Origin of the sequence: Knoellia remsis, assembly GCF_003002895.1 — a bacterium.
In the GTDB taxonomy this organism is placed as follows: domain Bacteria; phylum Actinomycetota; class Actinomycetes; order Actinomycetales; family Dermatophilaceae; genus Knoellia; species Knoellia remsis.
Genome location: NZ_PVTI01000011.1, coordinates 71,097 through 88,586 on the forward strand (window position 1 = coordinate 71,097; position 17,490 = coordinate 88,586).

Annotated in this window: 15 protein-coding genes; 11 read left to right on the forward strand and 4 right to left on the reverse strand. The window is 71.1% G+C overall.

What is annotated here, in order from left to right:
* Positions 1–163 precede the first annotated feature (163 nt).
* The 11 genes from BCF74_RS08270 (at position 164) to BCF74_RS08320 (ending at position 12,617) form a co-directional block, all read left to right on the forward strand.
* The gene (locus BCF74_RS08270) at positions 164–2,449 is read left to right on the forward strand and encodes a transglycosylase domain-containing protein (RefSeq protein WP_106297483.1); all 2,286 of its coding nucleotides are present in this window, start codon (positions 164–166) and stop codon (positions 2,447–2,449) included.
* A 10-nt stretch (positions 2,450–2,459) separates the two neighbouring features.
* On the forward strand, positions 2,460–3,821 hold the full coding sequence (locus BCF74_RS08275; protein WP_106297484.1) for a hypothetical protein: 1,362 nt from the start codon (positions 2,460–2,462) through the stop codon (positions 3,819–3,821).
* A 109-nt stretch (positions 3,822–3,930) separates the two neighbouring features.
* Positions 3,931–4,218: a 30S ribosomal protein S6 gene (rpsF, locus tag BCF74_RS08280; protein ID WP_106297485.1), complete on the forward strand. Its 288-nt coding sequence runs from the start codon at positions 3,931–3,933 to the stop codon at positions 4,216–4,218.
* A gap of 88 nt (positions 4,219–4,306) precedes the next feature.
* Positions 4,307–4,912, forward strand: a complete 606-nt coding sequence (locus tag BCF74_RS08285; RefSeq protein WP_106297486.1) for a single-stranded DNA-binding protein — start codon at positions 4,307–4,309, stop codon at positions 4,910–4,912.
* Between the two features lie 164 nt (positions 4,913–5,076).
* Entirely contained in the window at positions 5,077–5,313 is a 237-nt protein-coding gene (rpsR, locus tag BCF74_RS08290; protein WP_035904052.1) for a 30S ribosomal protein S18, read from the forward strand.
* 35 nt (positions 5,314–5,348) lie between these two features.
* Complete coding sequence (gene rplI, locus BCF74_RS08295) at positions 5,349–5,795, forward strand: 50S ribosomal protein L9 (RefSeq protein ID WP_106297487.1); 447 nt, start codon at positions 5,349–5,351, stop codon at positions 5,793–5,795.
* A gap of 180 nt (positions 5,796–5,975) precedes the next feature.
* Positions 5,976–7,145: an MFS transporter gene (locus BCF74_RS08300; RefSeq protein ID WP_106297488.1), complete on the forward strand. Its 1,170-nt coding sequence runs from the start codon at positions 5,976–5,978 to the stop codon at positions 7,143–7,145.
* A 53-nt stretch (positions 7,146–7,198) separates the two neighbouring features.
* On the forward strand, positions 7,199–8,584 hold the full coding sequence (gene radA, locus BCF74_RS08305) for a DNA repair protein RadA (RefSeq protein ID WP_106297489.1): 1,386 nt from the start codon (positions 7,199–7,201) through the stop codon (positions 8,582–8,584).
* Between the two features lie 311 nt (positions 8,585–8,895).
* Positions 8,896–9,948, forward strand: coding sequence for a DNA integrity scanning diadenylate cyclase DisA (disA, locus tag BCF74_RS08310; protein WP_106297521.1), 1,053 nt, complete (start codon positions 8,896–8,898; stop codon positions 9,946–9,948).
* A 3-nt stretch (positions 9,949–9,951) separates the two neighbouring features.
* The gene (locus BCF74_RS08315) at positions 9,952–10,872 is read left to right on the forward strand and encodes an HhH-GPD family protein (RefSeq protein ID WP_425432812.1); all 921 of its coding nucleotides are present in this window, start codon (positions 9,952–9,954) and stop codon (positions 10,870–10,872) included.
* On the forward strand, positions 10,869–12,617 hold the full coding sequence (locus BCF74_RS08320) for an MFS transporter (RefSeq protein ID WP_170070176.1): 1,749 nt from the start codon (positions 10,869–10,871) through the stop codon (positions 12,615–12,617). Before BCF74_RS08315 ends, BCF74_RS08320 begins: the two co-directional genes overlap by 4 nt.
* A 175-nt stretch (positions 12,618–12,792) precedes the next feature.
* On the opposite strand, the gene BCF74_RS08325 is transcribed toward BCF74_RS08320, so the two are convergent.
* The 4 genes from BCF74_RS08325 to BCF74_RS08340 form a co-directional block, all read right to left on the reverse strand.
* A complete protein-coding gene (locus tag BCF74_RS08325; RefSeq protein ID WP_106297490.1) occupies positions 12,793–13,665 on the reverse strand; it encodes a ZIP family metal transporter in 873 nt (290 codons plus the stop codon).
* A gap of 49 nt (positions 13,666–13,714) precedes the next feature.
* Positions 13,715–14,236: an amino-acid N-acetyltransferase gene (locus tag BCF74_RS08330; protein ID WP_177426644.1), complete on the reverse strand. Its 522-nt coding sequence runs from the start codon at positions 14,234–14,236 to the stop codon at positions 13,715–13,717.
* Positions 14,237–14,353: 117 nt separating this feature from the next.
* On the reverse strand, positions 14,354–15,757 hold the full coding sequence (locus BCF74_RS08335; protein ID WP_106297492.1) for an LVIVD repeat-containing protein: 1,404 nt from the start codon (positions 15,755–15,757) through the stop codon (positions 14,354–14,356).
* Between the two features lie 261 nt (positions 15,758–16,018).
* On the reverse strand, positions 16,019–17,395 hold the full coding sequence (locus BCF74_RS08340; RefSeq protein WP_106297493.1) for an LVIVD repeat-containing protein: 1,377 nt from the start codon (positions 17,393–17,395) through the stop codon (positions 16,019–16,021).
* Between the last annotated feature and the right edge of the window lie 95 nt (positions 17,396–17,490).

Below are 17,490 nucleotides of genomic sequence, written 5' to 3' on the forward strand. Positions count from 1 at the left end.
GTCGTCACTGTACAACAGCGTTATATCGTGGCGATACATCCAGACGATCGTCACAGGTCCTGAACGGCACTCACAGGTTCCGCGCGTCATACTGGATGAGCGCTCGCGGCACCGCGGCCGGTGCGCTCCTGCCCGCTTTTTTCCGCGCCTCGAAAGATCCTTGATGAGCTCCACGCCCCGTACGCGAGCCGAGGCTCGCCGCACCACGAAGGCGTCCTCGCGCCAGCCGCGCCAGCCGCGCCAGCCGCGCCCCTCCGGTCGACGCTCCTGGCCGCGCCGCATCCTCTACACCCTGCTGGCGCTCTTCCTCCTCGGCGTCGCGACCGTCGGTGTCGCCTACGCCCTCATCGACACGCCCAAGCCGAACGACCTGGCGACGGCCCAGACCTCGATCGTCTACTTCGCCGACGGCAAGACCGAGATGGGCCGCATCTCCGACTCCGAGGGCAACCGGGAGTCGGTGGAGCTGTCGCAGGTGCCGCTGCACGTCCAGCGCGCCTTCGTCGCCGCCGAGGACCGCGACTTCTACCAGAACAACGGCATCTCACCGACCGGCATCGCGCGGGCCGTGTGGGTGGCGATCAAGGGTGGTGAGGCCACCCAGGGTGGCTCGACGATCACCCAGCAGTACGTGAAGAACTACTTCCTCACCCAGGACCGCACCCTCACCCGCAAGGGCAAGGAGATCCTGATCTCCCTCAAGATCGACGGGCAGCAGTCCAAGGACGAGATCCTCGCGAACTACCTCAACACGATCTACTACGGCCGCGGTGCCTACGGCATCCAGACCGCGTCGAAGGCGTACTTCGGCAAGGACGTCAGCAAGCTCACCCCCGCCGAGGGTGCCTTCCTCGCCTCGGTGATCCGCGGCCCGTCCCTCTACGACCCCCGCCTCGGCGACAGCCAGGTCGAGCGCGCGAAGAGCCGGTCGGCATACATCCTCGACGCCATGGTGACCGAGGGCTGGCTCTCGCCGGAGGACCGCGCGAAGGCGACGTTCCCCGAGAGCTTCGTCAAGTACAGCCCGCCGAAGGTCTCCGGCCCCAACGGGTACGCGGTGCAGCTCGTCAAGGACGAGCTCTCCCAGAAGGTCAAGCTCTCGGACTCGGACATCTCGCGAGGCGGCCTGCGGATCGTCACGACGATCGACGTCAAGAAGCAGAAGGCCGCCCAAGAGGCCATCGCGGACCGGCTCGAGGGGACGAAGAACCTCAACGTCGGCCTCGCCTCGGTCAAGCCGGGTGACGGAGCGGTCGAGGCGCTCTACGGCGGGGCCGACTTCGCCAAGCGCGAGCGCAACACCGCCACCCAGGACACGATGCAGGCCGGGTCGACCTTCAAGGTCTTCGCGCTCATCGCGGCGCTGCAGTCCGGCGAGATCAACCTCCGCAACACCTTCCCGGGCCAGAGCCCGCAGTTCTTCGAGGAGTTCGAGAACCCCGCGGGCAAGACCGAGTTCAGCCGCCGCGGGGGCGTGAACAACTACAACGACGAGGACTTCGGGCGGATCAACCTCATCCGGGCGACGGCCAACTCGGTGAACACCGTCTACGCGCGCCTCAACATCGAGGCCGGCCCCAAGAAGACCTCCGCGGCAGCCGCGGCCGCCGGTGTGACGACCAAGCTCAGCCCGAACTACGCCAACGTCCTCGGCACCGACAGCGTCAAGGTCATCGACATGGCCAACGCCTACGCGACGCTGGCGGCCAAGGGCGTCCGGGCGACGCCGTACTACGTCAAGTCGGTCACCTCCGTCGACGAGTCCTTCGACTACACCGCGAAGCCGGTGACCAAGCGGGTCTTCGAGGAGGACGTCGTCGCCGACGTCGTCTACGCGATGCAGGCGGTCGTCGACGAGGGCAGCGGTGAGTATGCCGGCCGCCGCCTCGATCGTCCGGCTGCCGGCAAGACCGGCACGTCGAGCGACCAGTACTCCGCCTGGTTCGACGGGTTCGTCCCCCAGCTCGCCACGGCCGTCGGCATGTTCGAGGGCGACGGGTCGCAGAAGGAGGCGAACCAGATGAAGGACGTGCCCGGGTGGGGCAACATCACCGGCGGCACGATCCCCGTGCGCATCTGGACCGACTACATGCGCGTCGCCACCGAAGGCATGGAGGTCGTGAAGTTCCCGGAGCCGGCCTACGTCAACCGCGACGCCGCACCCAAGCAGACCCAGCGGCCCGAGAACAACAACGACGACAGCGACAGCAACGAGGAGACGTCCAGGCCCGAGACCTCCCGTCCCGAGCCGGAACCCTCGACGTCCACGCCCGAGCCGACGACGCCGAGCCCGACGCCGACACCGGAGCCCACGACCCCGAAGCCGACGCCGACCCCGGAGCCGAGCCAACCGGAGCCGACGATCACCATCCCGGTACCCCCGGGCAACGGCGGAGGCGGCGGGGGTGGGGGCGGCGGCAACAACGACGCCACCCCCGGCTCCGGCTGACGCCAGGTCCATGACGACGCCGTCTCGGGAGCGAGGTCCGGCGCGCGGTTCCTCCGCGGGCGCCGGGGCGTTCTCGCCGGCCGTCGTCCTCCTCGCCGCGCTGCCCGTCCTGGTCGCCGTGTGGAAGCAGGCGCCCTGCCTCCAGCGGGGCTGGGGCGGGCAGCTCCCGTTCTGGCGCTTCTGCTACTCCGACCTCGCCGTGACCACCGAGACGAGCGGCGCCGAAGCCGGCCTCACGGCATACCTCACCGGCTCGGTCCCGCTCGACCAGCCGCCGCTCACCGGTGCCGTCATGTCCCTGCTCGCCGGCCCCGCGCCCGGCGAGGGCGCGCTCGCCACCCAACGGTGGGTGATCGCAGCCTGGGCCGTCCTCTCCGTCGTGGGCCTCGCGGCGATGGCGTGGTGGGTGGCGACCGCGCGCTCGGCGACCGACCGCCCACTCGGCACCGACCCGCGCATGGTCGTCCTCGCCCCCGTCGCCGCCCTCACCGTGCTGCTGTCACCCGACCTCCTCGGCGTCGCCCTCGCGACGAGCGGCCTGTGGGCCTGGACCCGCAGACAACCACTGCTCGCCGGCGCCCTCCTCGGTGCCGGGGTCATGGCCCGCACCTACCCGGCCCTGCTGCTCGTCGTCGTCGCGTTGTTCGCGTGGCGCACCGGGCGCGAGCGCGAGCTGCCCCGGCTCGTCGGCGGCGCCCTCGCGACCGTCGCGGTCGTGGCGCTGCCGCTGCTCGCCCTGTCGCCGGGCACCCTGACCCGCGCCTGGCGGACGTGGATCGACCTGCCGGCCGGGCTCGGGTCGGTCTGGTACCTCCCGACCCTCGCCGGGGACCCCTGGTCGGCCCCTGTCCTCACCGGCGTGAGCATCGTCGGCATCGGCCTCGCGCTCGTCCTCGCCGGCCTGCTCGTCCTCGGCGCGCCGGTCACGCCGCGGCTCGGTGCGGTGGCGCTGCTCGTCGTCGCGGTGGCCCTCGTCTCGGGCAAGTCGTTCCCCGTGCAGGCCTCCCTGTGGCTCGTGCCGCTCGTCGCCCTCGCCGGGCTGCGCTGGCGCGACCACCTCGTGTGGGCGCTCGCGGAGGGCGTCCACTTCGTCACCGTGTGGCTCCACCTCGGCGGTGCCGGCACCAACCGTGCGCTGCCGCCGTCCTGGTATGCCGCCGCGCTCCTCGTGCGCGTCCTCGCCGTGTGCTGGCTCGCCGTGCGGGCGTGGCAGGTCGCGACCGAGCGGCAACCCGTGGTCGAGGACCCTGCGGGCCCCGCCAACGCCTCCGTCGACACCTCCGCCGACACCTCCGGCGACGCCTCCGTCGACGCCCCGGCTGACGGCGGCTCCGGCGATTTCGGCCGAGTGCCGGTGAGCCGGTACTCTTGACCGGTTGCCTGTGCCCTGTGGACAACTCCACGGCGCTGTCGGCAGCAGTGCATACCCTCCTGTCACGGAGAGACCGTGACCGTTCAGACCGAAGGAGGCGGGTTAACGCATGCGTCAGTACGAACTCATGGTCATCCTCGACCCCGAGCTCGACGACCGGACGGTTCAGCCGTCGCTCGAGAAGTTCCTCACCGTCATCACCAAGGACGGCGGCACCGTCGACAACGTCGACATCTGGGGTCGTCGCCGCCTGGCCTACGAGATCAAGAAGAAGGCCGAGGGCATCTACGCCGTCGTCAACTTCACCTCGGAGCCGGCCACGGCCAAGGAGCTCGACCGTCAGCTCGGGCTCAACGAGACGATCATGCGGACGAAGCTGCTTCGTCCCTCTGCCTGAGCGCAGAGTCGATCACTCACCACTGACCCAGCCACACGGCATACCCACCTGATCGCACCTTCCGCCCAGACCAAAGGGGATCTGATCCATGGCAGGCGAGACCGTCATCACCATCGTCGGGAACTTGACCGGCGACCCCGAGCTGCGCTTCACCCCGTCGGGTGCTGCCGTCGCGAACTTCACCGTGGCCTCGACGCCGCGCACGTTCGACCGGCAGTCCAACGAGTGGAAGGACGGCGAGACGCTGTTCATGCGCTGCTCGGTGTGGCGTGACGCGGCGGAGAACGTCGCCGAGTCCCTCCAGCGGGGCATGCGCGTCATCGTCACCGGCCGTCTGAAGTCTCGCTCGTACGAGACCAAGGAGGGCGAGAAGCGCACCGTCATCGAGATGGACGTCGACGAGGTCGGCCCTTCGATGCGCTACGCGACCGCGAAGGTCAACAAGACCAGTCGCGGCGGTGGCGGCGGTGGTTTCGGCGGCGACCAGGGTGGCGGCGGCTTCGGCGGCGGCCAGCAGGACCCGTGGGCGACCGGCGGCTCGGCACCTCAGGGTGGCGGGCAGCAGGGCGGCCAGCCGGGTGGCGGCTGGAACCAGGGCGGCGGCCAGCAGGGCCAGCCGCAGGGTGGCCAGCAGGGTCAGGGTCAGCAGGGTGGCTGGGGCAACGCCCCGTCCTACGACGAGCCCCCCTTCTGAGTCACCTCGGGCTCGGCTCCTGAGCGCACGTCGCCACCGCGCGCACGTCCGGATCGTCGCCGAGCCATCACCGGGTCGACCCTGACCCGTCCAGACAAGAAACAACCATCCCTGGGAGACCAGGGCTCATCCGCTGAGGAATCAGCGAAAAGGAGAGCACCACGATGGCCAAGCCAGTTGTGCGCAAGCCCAAGAAGAAGGCCAACCCGCTCAAGGCGGCGAAGGTCGAGAACATCGACTACAAGGACACTGCGCTGCTGCGCAAGTTCATCTCCGACCGCGGCAAGATCCGCGCGCGTCGGGTGACGGGCGTGTCCGTCCAGGAGCAGCGTCTCATCGCCAACGCGGTGAAGAACGCCCGCGAGATGGCGCTCCTGCCCTACTCCAGCTCGTCTCGCTGACGCAGCACCCGACAGCAGACAAGGAGAGCTGACAGATGAAGGTCATCCTGACCCACGAGGTCTCGAACCTCGGCACCGCCGGTGACGTCGTCGACGTCAAGGACGGCTACGCCCGCAACTTCCTCTTCCGCCGCGGCCTCGCGACGGCATGGACCAAGGGCGGCCAGAAGCAGGTCGACGCCATCGCCAAGGGCCGCGAGGTCCGCGAGGTGAAGTCGCTCGAGGAGGCCCAGTCGATCAAGGGCAACCTCGAGGCCAAGCCGGTCAACGTCACCGCCCACGCCGGCTCGGAGGGTCGCCTCTTCGGCGCTGTCTCCACCGCCGACATCGCGGCCGCGGTGAAGGACGCCATCGGCACCGAGCTCGACAAGCGCAAGATCGAGGTCCCGGCCCCGATCAAGACCACGGGCTCCCACGAGGCGCTCGTCCGGCTGCACCCCGAGGTGCAGGCCAAGGTCGCGCTCAACGTCGTCGCCGGCTGACGCCACGTTTCGTTTTGCTCCTGGGGAGCAAATCGTGAAGGTCCGGACGGAAACTTTCCGTCCGGACCTTCGCCGTTCCGTCCGGATGGCCGCGGCGTCGCGGTCGTGTGCCCGTATGCCGTCCGCGCGCCCAAGGTGCGCGGGCCGCGGGTGTCGGCGGGACGGCATACGGTCTGACGCGTGCCCCTGACGAAGCCGAGCTCGGTCCTGCACGCCGTCGTGGCGGTGCGGGTCGTCAACCGGCTCGGCGGGTTCGGCATGAGCTTCCTCGGGCTGAGGCTCGCCCGGGACCTCGGCATGTCGCTGTCGGCCGTGGGCCTCGTCCTCGCCGTCTTCGGCGCGTGCACCATCCCGAGCCGCATCCTCGGCGGCGTCCTCGCGACCCGCGTCGGCGCCCGCTGGACGATCATCGGCGGCCTGCTCGCCTGCGCCGCAGCCCTGCTCGCCATCGGGCTCGGTGAGTCGGTTCCCGTCGTCGTCGGGGCGGTCCTCGCGCTCGGCCTCGCCTACGAGCTCGTCGAACCCGCCACCCAGGCCGTCATCGCCGAGACGATCGACGCCACCCGGCAGGCGTCGGCCTTCGCGCTGCTGTGGTCGACGCTCTCGGTCGCGGGCGTGCTGTCCGGGCTCATCGCCGCCGTCCTCGGCCGCTGGGGCGTGTCGGCGATCTTCGTCTGCGACGCCGTGTCGAGCGCCCTCGCGGCGGTGGCGGCCTTCCTGCTGCTGCCCTCCGCCCGCGCGCAGCGTCACCCCTCGCCGTGGCGCGCCGCCCTCACTCGACGGCTGCTCGTGTGGACCGGCGTCGGCACGGCCTACGCGACGCTCGTCATGGTCATCGTCTTCATGCTGCCACTGGCCGTCGACCTCGCCGGCCACTCGACGTCCACGACCGGCTGGCTCCTGGCCGTTGCGGCGGCGGCGGCCATCGCCGCGCAACGCGTCCTTGCCCGCGTCGAGACCCGTATGCCGCCCGCGCGCCTCCTCGTCATCGGTCACCTCGTCCTTGCCGCCGGCCTCGGGCTGTGGGCGACCGGCCACATCGCCGGCCTCGTCGCGGGGGCGGTGCTCGAAGGCGCGAGCGGGGCGTTCCTGCTCGGGACCTACCAGGCGACGGCTGCACGGATGGGCGGCCCGGGTCTGGGGGCCGCGGTGATGACGGTGTTCGGGCTGTCCTGGGGAGTCGCCACCGTGGCCGCACCGTTCATCGGCGCGCCCCTGCTCGACATCGGGCCCACCACGTTGTGGGCCGCCTGCGCCGCCGCCTCGCTCGTGCTCGCCGGTGGTCACCTGGCCCGCGCTCGAGCCCGCGCCCCGCATGCCCTGCGTCTGCGTGGATGGTCAGGATCCTGACCATCCACGCAGACGCACGAGCTGGTGTCAGAGCCCTGACCTAGGTTGGCGACATGGCAGCGAAACGGGACCGGCCGGCATACCGGTGCACGGAGTGCGGGTGGACGACCGTCAAGTGGGTCGGCCGCTGCGGCGAGTGCCAGGCGTGGGGGTCGGTGACCGAGGTCGGTGCGGTCGCCGCGCGGACCACGGCCGCGAAGTCCGTCGAGCGCCCGGCCGTGCCGATCGGCGAGGTTGACGCCTCGCGCGCGCAGGCACAGGGCACCGGCGTGCCCGAGTTCGACCGGGTCCTCGGTGGCGGGCTCGTTCCCGGCGCCGTCGTGCTCGTCGCTGGAGAGCCCGGCATCGGCAAGTCGACGCTGCTCCTCGACGTTGCCGGTCGCGCGGCCCGCGGTGGTGCGCCCGGACAGGAGCGACGGGTGCTCTACGTCAGCGGCGAGGAGTCGGCCGCGCAGGTGCGCAGCCGGGCCGAGCGGATCGAGGCGATGGCCCGCACGCTCTTTCTCGCGTCCGAGACCGACCTCGCGACCGTCCTCGGGCAGATCGAGCAGGTCCAGCCCGACCTGCTCGTCGTCGACTCGGTGCAGACGATCAGCAGCGCCGAGGTCGAAGGTGCCGCCGGCAACGTCGCGCAGGTGCGAGAGGTCGCGGCCAGCCTCATCTCCGCCGCGAAGTCCCGGGGCATCGCGACCCTCATCGTCGGCCACGTGACCAAGGACGGGTCCATCGCCGGCCCGCGCGTGCTCGAGCACCTCGTCGACGTCGTCGTGCAGTTCGAGGGCGACAGGCACAGTCGGTTGCGGCTCGTGCGCGCGGTGAAGAACCGCTATGGGCCCACCGACGAGGTCGGGTGCTTCGACCTCTCCGACGTCGGCATCACCGGGCTCGCCGACCCGAGTGGGCTCTTCCTGTCGAACCGCACGGCGGCCGTTCCCGGCACCTGCGTCACCGTGACGCTCGAGGGGCGGCGTCCCCTCGTCACCGAGGTGCAGGCGCTCGTCGACCCGACCGAGATGCCGAGCCCGCGCCGCGCGACGAGCGGCCTCGACTCGGCCCGGGTCGGCATGATCCTCGCGGTCCTCGGCACCTGCGCCCGGGCACCGCTCGGCCGCAAGGACGTCTTCGCCTCGACCGTCGGGGGCGTGCGCATCACCGAGCCGGCGGCCGACCTCGCGCTCGCGCTGGCGTTCGCGAGTGCCATCAACGACTCCCCACTGCCCACGGGCACGATCGCGTTCGGTGAGGTCGGGCTCGCCGGCGAGCTGCGCCCGGTGACCGGCGCCCACCGCCGCCTCGCCGAGGCGTCCCGGCTCGGGTTCACGTCGGCGATCGTGCCTCGGGGCGTCGTCGGCGGCGGACCGATTCCCGACGGGCTGCGGGTCACCGAGGTCGCCACGGTGCTGGAGGCTGCCCAGCTCGCCGCCGTCCCCGCCCGCTGACCCGTTCCGCGCCCACTGACCGCTCCCACCTGACCTGAACTTCTGGGTCTGCTGACTCCGTTGTTCCGCTCGCCACCGAGGTCTCGACTCGCCGGAACTCCCACGAATCGAGACCTCGGTGGCGACCCGAGCCCGGTCGTGCCCGCGACGGCACAGCCTGCTGGCCCGCGAGACTCGCGGTCGGCGAGGCGGGACGCGAAGGCCCGGGACGGCATACCCACGCAGTTAGACTCCCGTGCAGCAACGAGAACGCACCGCCGACACCTGCGAGAGGGGCACCCGTGGCCGGGCCGCTGGACGATGACGAGCTGATGCGGACGACGCTCGCCGCGGTGGCCCCCGGCACCGAGCTGCGCGACGGACTCGAACGCATCCTGCGCGGCCGCACCGGCGCGCTCATCGTCTTCGGGCACGACCGCCTCGTCGAGGAGATCTCCACCGGCGGGTTCCCGCTCGACGTCGAGTTCTCCGCGACGCGTCTGCGCGAGCTCGCCAAGATGGACGGCGCCATCGTCTGCGACCGCGACGGCACCCGCATCCTGCGCGCCGCGACCCAGCTCGTGCCCGACTCGCGCATCGAGACGAGCGAGTCCGGCACCCGGCACCGCACCGCCGAGCGCGTCGCGAAGCAGACCGGCTTCCCCGTCGTGTCGGTGAGCCAGTCCATGCGGATCGTCGCGCTCTACGTCGGCGACAACCGGTTCGTGCTCGAGGACTCCAGCGCCATCCTGTCGCGCGCCAACCAGGCGCTGCAGACGCTCGAGCGCTACAAGCAGCGCCTCGACGAGGTCACCGGCACGCTGTCGGCGCTCGAGATCGAGGACCTCGTCACCGTCCGCGACGTCGCCAACGTCCTGCAGCGCCTCGAGATGGTCCGGCGGATCAAGGACGAGATCGGCGACTACGTCCTGCAGCTCGGCACCGACGGGCGACTGCTCAGCCTCCAGCTCGAGGAGCTCACCGGCGGCCTCTCCGACGACCTCGGGCTCGTCATCCGCGACTACCTCCACGAGTCCCGCGGCAACCTCACCGTCGAGGAGGCCGTCGAGAACCTCACCGCCGTCGACGCCACCGAGCTGCTCGACCCCGCCGCCGGCGCCAAGGCCCTCGGGTTCACCGTCGTCGGGGACGCGCTCGACTCCTCGGTCAGCCCGCTCGGCTACCGCCTCCTCTCCAAGGTGCCGCGCCTGCCCGGCGCCATCGTCGACCGCCTCGTCGACCACTTCGGCAGCCTCCAGAAGCTGCTCGCCGCCGGCGTCGACGACCTCATGGGCGTCGACGGCGTCGGCGAGGGCCGCGCCCGACTCGTGCGCGAGGGCCTGTCCCGGCTCGCCGAGAGCAGCATCCTCGAGCGCTACGTCTGACCGGTGAGCGCACCCGTGCGGTCCCTCTCCACCGCCGACCGCGGTGCGTTGCACCGCGAGATCCTGCAGTGGTATGCCGTCCACCTGCGTCCGCTGCCGTGGCGAGAAGCGTCGTGCTCGCCGTGGGGCGTGCTGCTGTCCGAGGTGATGGCGCAGCAGACGCCGCTCGCCCGGGTCGAGCCGGCCTGGCGGGAGTGGATGTCGCGGTGGCCGACTCCGGCGGCGCTCGCGGCCGAGTCACCGGGCGAGGTCGTGCGGGCCTGGGGACGCCTCGGGTACCCGCGCCGGGCGTTGCGGCTGCGGGAGGCCGCGGCGGCGATCGTCGAGCGGCACGGGGGTGAGGTGCCGCGGGGGCTCGACGAGCTGCGAGCCCTGCCGGGGGTCGGGGACTACACGGCTGCGGCGGTGGCGGCGTTCGCGTTCGGCGACCGTTCGGTTGTCGTCGACACGAACGTGCGGCGGGTGCAGGCACGCATCGTGGACGGGGTTGCCCAGGCGGCGCCGTCGCTGACCCGGGCCGAGGTGGCGTTGGCCGAGTCGCTGCTACCCGCGGACGACGCGGAGGCCGCGACGTGGAACGTCGCCGTCATGGAGCTCGGGGCGCTGGTGTGCACCGCCCGGGCGCCGCGCTGCGAGGAGTGTCCGGTGAGCGCGCGGTGCGCGTGGTTCCTCGCGGGGCGGCCGGCGTATGAGGGCCCGGTCCGGCGGGGACAGGCCTGGCACGGCACCGACCGGCAGGTCCGCGGCATCATCGTCCAGACGTTGCGCGATGCGAGTGAACCGGTGGCGCGGGGTGACCTCGCGCCCGGTCGCGACGAGGCGCAGGTGGACCGCTGCCTGGCCGGGCTCATCGAGGACGGTCTCGTGGAACCCGTTGCGGGAGAACGCTTCTCGCTCCCCCGGATCGAGGAGCGGGCCGGATGAGTGGCAGCGACGATGCTCCGTGGCCGGGGGACGGGGCCGACTGGCGCGACCCCACGGCGCCACACGACGAGCGCTCGGTGGGCAGCAGGCCCGCCGAGATCGATCCGACGCGTTCCGTCGACGACGGGCAGCCGGCGGGCGGACGCCCGACCGAGCCCGGTGCGGGACGCACGAACGAGGCGCGCGACGAGCGCGCGGCGGGCGGACGGCATACGGACTCCGAGTCGGCGCCACCCACCGAGGGGAGTGACGAGCGCGTGGCGGGCGGACGGCCTACGGATCCTCATCGCGACGGGGCGCTGCCCCGGGGGCGGCGCGGCGCTCCGGACCCGTACGGCGTGAAGGCCGGCACGGCCAGGGCGGTCCGGTTCGTCGGGCGCGGCACCGCACGAGGCGCACGGCTCGCCGGCCGCGGCGCGGGGGCTGGTGCGACGAAGGCACGCGCCTACGCCGAGTCCGCCGGGGCCAAGGAGAGCGGCCTCGCGCGGCTCGTCGAGCTGCACTTCGTCACCCTCGCCGGGGACGCCGCGCTGACGGTGAGCCTCGCCGGGACGATCTTCGCGATACCCACCGACGAGGCGCGGGCCGAGGTGGCCAAGTTCCTGCTGCTGACCATGGCGCCGTTCGCGCTGCTGGCGCCGTTCATCGGGCCGCTGCTCGACCGGTTCCGGCACGGGCGGCGGTGGGCGATCGGCGGCACGGTGGCGCTGCGAGCCTTCCTCTGCTGGGTGCTCGCCGGTGCCGTCGCGACCGGGTCGGCGTGGCTCTTCCCCGCCGCGCTCGGGTGTCTCGTCGCGGCGAAGGCGTATGGCGTGACCCGCTCCGCCACGACGCCGCGGCTGCTGCCCGAAGGGTTCACCCTCGTCAGCGCGAACTCGCGGATCGCGCTCGCGGGCGTCGCCGGCATGGGGATCGGTGGTGGGCTCGCCGGTGCGCTGGCTCGGGTGGGACCGGACTGGTCGCTGCGGCTCGCGTTCGTCATCTACGTCGTCGCGACCGTGCTCGCCATCCGGCTGCCGGCGCGGGTCGACTACTCCGCGGGTGAGGCCGACCCCGAGGAGGTCCGGCCCCCGCCCACACCCGCTGGCTCCGACGTGCTCGCCGGTGTGGAACGGCAGGGAGTGGTCGGGCGACTGGTGCGCCGGCTGCGTGGCCGGGTGCTGGCGCTCCCGGCATCGGTGCGCGCCGGGCTCGTGACCGCCATGGGCGCGCGGGTGCTGACGGGGTTCCTGACGTTCTTCATGGCGTTCCTCATGCGCGAGCACCCGATCCCCGGCTGGAGCGGGACGCTCGTCCTCGCGCTCGTCGTCGGCGCGGCGGGCGCCGGCAACGCCCTCGGCACGCTCGTCGGCAATGCGGCCAGCGGGCTGCGGCCCGATCGGATCCTCGCGACCGCGTTGATCGTCATCGTGACCGTCGCGGTCGTGACGGCGGTGCTGTACTCGCTGCCGACGCTGCTCCTGCTCGGGCTGAGCGCCGGGCTGTGCGCGCAGGTCATCAAGCTCAGCCTCGACGCCGTCATCCAGCGCGACGTCGACGAGCTCGTCCGCAGCCAGACGTTCGCCTGGTCCGAGACGCTGCTCCAGATCGCGTGGGTCATCGGCGGTGGGCTCGGCATTGCGCTGCCGCTCAACCCGCGCCTCGGGTTCGGCGTCATCGCCGGAGTGCTGGTGGGCGTGCTGTTCGTCTCGATCCGCGTCCGCCGCGCGGCCGGTCCCGCCCCGGCAGCCCGTCACCTGGCCTGACCGTGACTGATTGCGCACAGTTCGCCGGCTCGCTGGCGCTCGCCTGCGAACTGTGCGCAATCAGTCGGGTTGGGGTGCCGGGACTCGGCAACCAGTCGGGTGGGGGTGCCGGGATTCGGCAACCAGTCGGGTGGGGGGCCGGAGTTCGGCAATGAGTCGGGGGGGTGTTTGCGGGTCAGCCGCCGAGGATGGTGAGGCCGTAGACCACGATCAGCCCGAGGAAGAAGCTCCCCGTCAGCACCGTCGTCTCGGACTCCTCGTGCGCCTCGACGAGCAGCTCCTCGAGCGCGAGGTAGAGCAACGCCGCTGCCCCGAAGCCGAGCGTCGCGGCGATCGGCTTCGGGCCGGCGTCACCGAGGGCGATCGCGGCACCCATCGCACCGACACCGGCCAGCAGTCCGAGACCGGCCGACCACCCCGCCGCCCGCCACGCCGTCCTGCCCGCCTCGACGAGCTCGCCCTGCACCGACAGCGCGAGGAAGAGCACTTCGAGGGTCAGCGCGCCGACGAGGATCATCGCCTGCGTCGAGCTCAGCGTCGTCGCGAGCCCGACGAGGGTGCCGTCGATGAGCAGGTCGATCCCGACCGTGACGATGAGCCCGATCGGCAGCACGGTTCGGGCCACGGTCGCCGCCGTGACGCCCCCGTTGGCGCCCTCGGCGCCCTCGGTCCGTCCGGCTTCCGCATCCCGCTCGATCGCCTCGCCTGCGGTCGCCTCGCCTGCGGTCGCCTCGCCTGCGGTCGCCTCGCCTGCGGTCGTCCCCCTCGCCTCGCTGCGGGCGTCGAGCCGTCGCCCCCACGCCGCGAGCGCCAACACCACAGCCACCCCGAGCGTGAAGCCGACGACGGCCCACGTCCACTGCGCCTCCTCGCTGAGGTCGGGCAGGATCTCGCCGACGACCGCCGCGAGAACCACGCCGGCCGCGAAGTGCTGCACGGCGCTCATGACGAACCTGCTCGGTCGCCGCACCGCGGCGATCACCGCCCCCAGCGCGGCCGCCCCGACCGGGAACGCCGTGAGCAGGGCTGCGTCAGCAAGATCCGCCATGTCCGGGGACGCTACCGCCCCGCGCCGTCCCGCGCGGCCCGAAGGATGCTCAGAGAACCCTGAGCATCCGGGTGTTGCCCAAGGTGTTCGGCTTGACCCGCTCGAGGTCGAGGAACTCCGCGACACCCTCGTCGTAGGACCGCAGCAGCTCGGCATACACCTCCGGCTCGACCGCCTGGCCCTCGATCGCCTCGAACCCGTGCCGCCCGAAGAACTCCGTCTCGAAGGTGAGGCAGAACAGCCGCGCCACCCCCAGCGCCCGGGCCCGTGCCACGAGACGCGTCAGCAGCTCGCCACCGACACCACGCCCCAACTCGGACTCCGCCACGGCCAAGGTGCGGATCTCGGCCAGGTCCTCCCACAGCACGTGCACCGCCCCGCACCCGACGATCACCCCGTCCCGCTCGGCGACGACGAAGTCACCGACCGACTCGTAGTACGCGACCGCCTCCTTCTGCAGCAGCACCCGCTGTTCGGCGAGCGGCGTCACGAGCGCCCGGATCGCCCGGACGTCCTGGGTGCGCGCCGGCCGGAACGTCACTGCGGAGACCACGGAAGGTGAGTCGGTCATGCCAGCGATTATCCCGGCATACGAGAGAACCGGCCGCCCGCGCACGAGGCGCGGACGGCCGGTTCTGCGTTCGAGACCGTATGCCGGGTGGTCCCGGCTCGTGGCCCCGTCGCCGGGTCAGCGGGTCGCGTAGACCGGCTGGCTCTGCGGGTTGAGCTCGTCCATCTTCACGTCGGCGGCCTTCTTGAGGCTCTTGTCCGTGATGCGCAGGACGTCGAAGCCCTTGCCGAGGTCGGAGGAGTAGACGTGGCCGTTGTAGTAGTAGGACGACCAGGTGCCACCACCGTCGCCGGCCGGACCCTCAGGGCCGCGCTCGAAGTAGCCGATCTCACGCGGGTTCTCCGAGTCGGTGAAGTCCCAGAACGACGTGCCGCCCATGTACCAGGACTGCACCATGACGTCGCGGCCCTGGACCGGGATGAGCGAGCCGTTGTGGGCGACGCAGTTCTCGGAGTCGAACTGGTTGCGCTTGATCTTGAAGTAGCTCTTGAACGTCAGCTGGTAGTCCGCCGACAGGTCGTAGATGCCGTTCGCGCCACGGGTCGGGCCGATCTTGTCGTTGCACGTCGCCGCGCCACCGCCGCCGAGCTCGTCGGTGAAGACGACCTTGTTGGCCTTGTTGTTGAAGGTGGCCGAGTGCCAGAACGCGAAGTTCTTCGTGTCCTGCACCCGCTCGATGACCTTGGGGTTCACCGGGTCGGAGATGTCCATGATGATGCCGTCACCCATGCAGGCACCCGCCGCGATCTTCTTCGACGGGTAGGCCGTGATGTCGTGGCAGCCCGACGTCGCCGAGTAGGTGTTGCCGTAGGGGCTCACGCCGCCGGGGTTGCCGCCGTCCGGGAAGAGGTTCGGCATGTTGACGACCTTGGCGTCGGTCGGGTTCGCCTTCGGGACCTCGATGATCGAGATCGAGTCGTGCGGCGGCTGGCAGTCGGGGTAGGTCGACTGGGGGCCGTAGGACGACACGTAGATGTAGTCCTTGTCGCCACCGGGCACGAGGGTGTTCGTGTGCGAGCCGCAGGCGGTCTCGACGGACTTGATGTACTGCGGCGACGCCGGGTTGGACACGTCGAAGATCTTGATGCCTTCCCACGAGTCCTTGATCGTCGCCGCCTGGCCGGCCGAGGCGCACGAGTCGTCGGTGCGCGAGGAGTCGGTCGACAGGTAGAGCAGGTCGCCCGAGATCGACACGTCGTTCTGCGCGCCGGGGCAGCTCACCTGCGCGACGACCTTCGGCGAGGCCGGCGTCGTCACGTCGTAGATGATGAAGCCGTTGTAGTTGCCGACGTAGGCCTTGTTGTCGGAGAAGGCGATGTCGGTGCCCGTGCCGCCGGCCAGCGGACCGGTCTGCGGGGTGTTGTAGAGGTGCTGGACGTTCGCGCTGCGACCGATCTGGTCGGGGGCGAGCTGGGTGCCGTACTTCCCGACGGCGTCGTCGCCGGCCGCGAAGGCCGTGGTGGTGGGGACCGTCAGCGCGAGTGCGGCGACCGTCCCGGTGAGGACCCTGCGCAGTCTCATGGGAGCTCCTTGACCTGTGATGGACGGTGTCGTCCAGCCTTTCGCACCTGTGTGAGCACCCACAAGGGTCCGATGTTCAGGATTCGGTAAAGGAATTTCACAGCCGGCTCATGGGAAGCACGACCGGCCGGTCCCGTCGGGCTGACGGTACCGGCCGTGGCTGTTCGCTGCGCGAGGGTGACGCGAGGTGACGCGAGGTGACCGGTATGCCGGCCGCGCGCCTTCTCGTGAAGGCGCGCGGACGGCATACGGCTCAGGTGGTCACTTCTTCAGCTGGTACACCGGCTGGGACTGGACGTTGAGCTCGTCCATCGGGACGCTCGCCGCCTTGCGCAGGTTCGGGTCCGTGACGCGCAGGACGTCGAGGCCCTTCTGGATGTCCGAGCTGTAGATGTAGCCCTTGTAGTAGTACGCCGACCAGCTGCCGCCGAGGTCCTGCGGGGTCAGCGGGCCGCGCTCGAAGTAGCCGAGCTCGCGCGGGTTCTCCGTGTCGGTGAAGTCCCAGACGGACAGGCCGCCCTGGTACCACGCCTGCACCATGACGTCGCGGCCCTGGACCGGGATGAGCGAGCCGTTGTGGGCGACGCAGTTCTCGGAGTCGAACTGGTGCCGCGGGATCTTGAAGTAGCTCTTGAACGTCAGCCGGTTGTCGGCGGACAGCTCGTAGATGCCGTTGGCACCCTTGGTCGGGCCGACCGCCGCGTTGCACGTCGCGCCGGCGCCGCCGCCGAGCTCGTCGGTGAAGACGACCTTGGTGGCCTTGTTGTTGAACGTGGCCGAGTGCCAGAACGCGAAGTTCTCGGTGTCGCGGACCCGCTCGATGACCGTGGGGTTCACCGGGTCGGAGATGTCCATGATGATGCCGTCACCCATGCACGCGCCGGCCGCGATCTTCTTGGCCGGGTAGGCGGTGATGTCGTGGCAGCCGGAGGTGTTGGTGTAGCCGCCGTCCGGGAAGAGCACCGGCATGCTCACCACCTTGGCGTCGGCCGGGCTCGCCTTCGGGACCTCGATGACCGAGATCGCGTCGTGCGGCGGCTGGCAGTCCGGGTAGCTCGAGCGGGGGCCGTAGGAGGAGACGTAGATGTAGTCCGTGTCGCCACCGGGCACGAGGGTGTTGGTGTGCGAGCCACAGGCGGTCTCGACGGCCGCGACATACTCCGGCGAGGCCGGGTTCGACACGTCGAAGATCTTGATGCCCTCCCACGACTCCTTGATCGACGCCGACTGCGAGGCGGACTCGCACGAGTCGTCGGTGCGCGAGGAGTCGGTCGACAGGTAGAGCAGGTCGCCGGAGATCGTCACGTCGTTCTGCGAGCCGGGGCAGTTGACCTGCGAGAGCACCTTCGGGGAGGCCGGGGTCGAGATGTCGTAGACCGTGAAGCCGTTGTAGTTGCCGACGTAGGCCTTGTCGTCGGAGAAGGCGATGTCGGTGCCGTATGCCGTGTTGCTGGCGAAGGCGCCCGCCTTCGGGACGTTGGCGAGCAGCTCGACATTCGCGCTGCGGCCGATCTCGTCCGGGGCGAGCTGGGTGCCGGACTTGCCGACGCCGTCGTCGGCCTGGGCGGCCGCGACCCCGACGCCGGTGGTGGCGAGGGCGGAGATCGCCGTCACCACCAGGGTTCTCATGAGCCTCATGGGGGGTGTCCTCCTCCAGGGGCAGCCAGATGCATGGCCACTCCGTTGTGGGTGCAGTCCGTCCACCCTGTCGGAAACCCCCCGGTAGCGGAAGG

Bases quoted from the DNA above. Each gene is read 5' to 3' on its own strand.
- BCF74_RS08275 (WP_106297484.1), top strand. From the start codon at position 2,460: ATGACGACGCCGTCTCGGGAGCGAGGTCCGGCGCGCGGTTCCTCCGCG.
- rpsF (WP_106297485.1), top strand. From the start codon at position 3,931: ATGCGTCAGTACGAACTCATGGTCATCCTCGACCCCGAGCTCGACGAC.
- BCF74_RS08340 (WP_106297493.1), bottom strand. From the start codon at position 17,395: ATGAGGCTCATGAGAACCCTGGTGGTGACGGCGATCTCCGCCCTCGCC.
- BCF74_RS08330 (WP_177426644.1), bottom strand. From the start codon at position 14,236: ATGACCGACTCACCTTCCGTGGTCTCCGCAGTGACGTTCCGGCCGGCG.
- radA (WP_106297489.1), top strand. From the start codon at position 7,199: ATGGCAGCGAAACGGGACCGGCCGGCATACCGGTGCACGGAGTGCGGG.
- BCF74_RS08335 (WP_106297492.1), bottom strand. From the start codon at position 15,757: ATGAGACTGCGCAGGGTCCTCACCGGGACGGTCGCCGCACTCGCGCTG.
- BCF74_RS08325 (WP_106297490.1), bottom strand. From the start codon at position 13,665: ATGGCGGATCTTGCTGACGCAGCCCTGCTCACGGCGTTCCCGGTCGGG.
- BCF74_RS08270 (WP_106297483.1), top strand. From the start codon at position 164: ATGAGCTCCACGCCCCGTACGCGAGCCGAGGCTCGCCGCACCACGAAG.
- disA (WP_106297521.1), top strand. From the start codon at position 8,896: ATGCGGACGACGCTCGCCGCGGTGGCCCCCGGCACCGAGCTGCGCGAC.
- BCF74_RS08285 (WP_106297486.1), top strand. From the start codon at position 4,307: ATGGCAGGCGAGACCGTCATCACCATCGTCGGGAACTTGACCGGCGAC.
- rplI (WP_106297487.1), top strand. From the start codon at position 5,349: ATGAAGGTCATCCTGACCCACGAGGTCTCGAACCTCGGCACCGCCGGT.
- BCF74_RS08320 (WP_170070176.1), top strand. From the start codon at position 10,869: ATGAGTGGCAGCGACGATGCTCCGTGGCCGGGGGACGGGGCCGACTGG.
- rpsR (WP_035904052.1), top strand. From the start codon at position 5,077: ATGGCCAAGCCAGTTGTGCGCAAGCCCAAGAAGAAGGCCAACCCGCTC.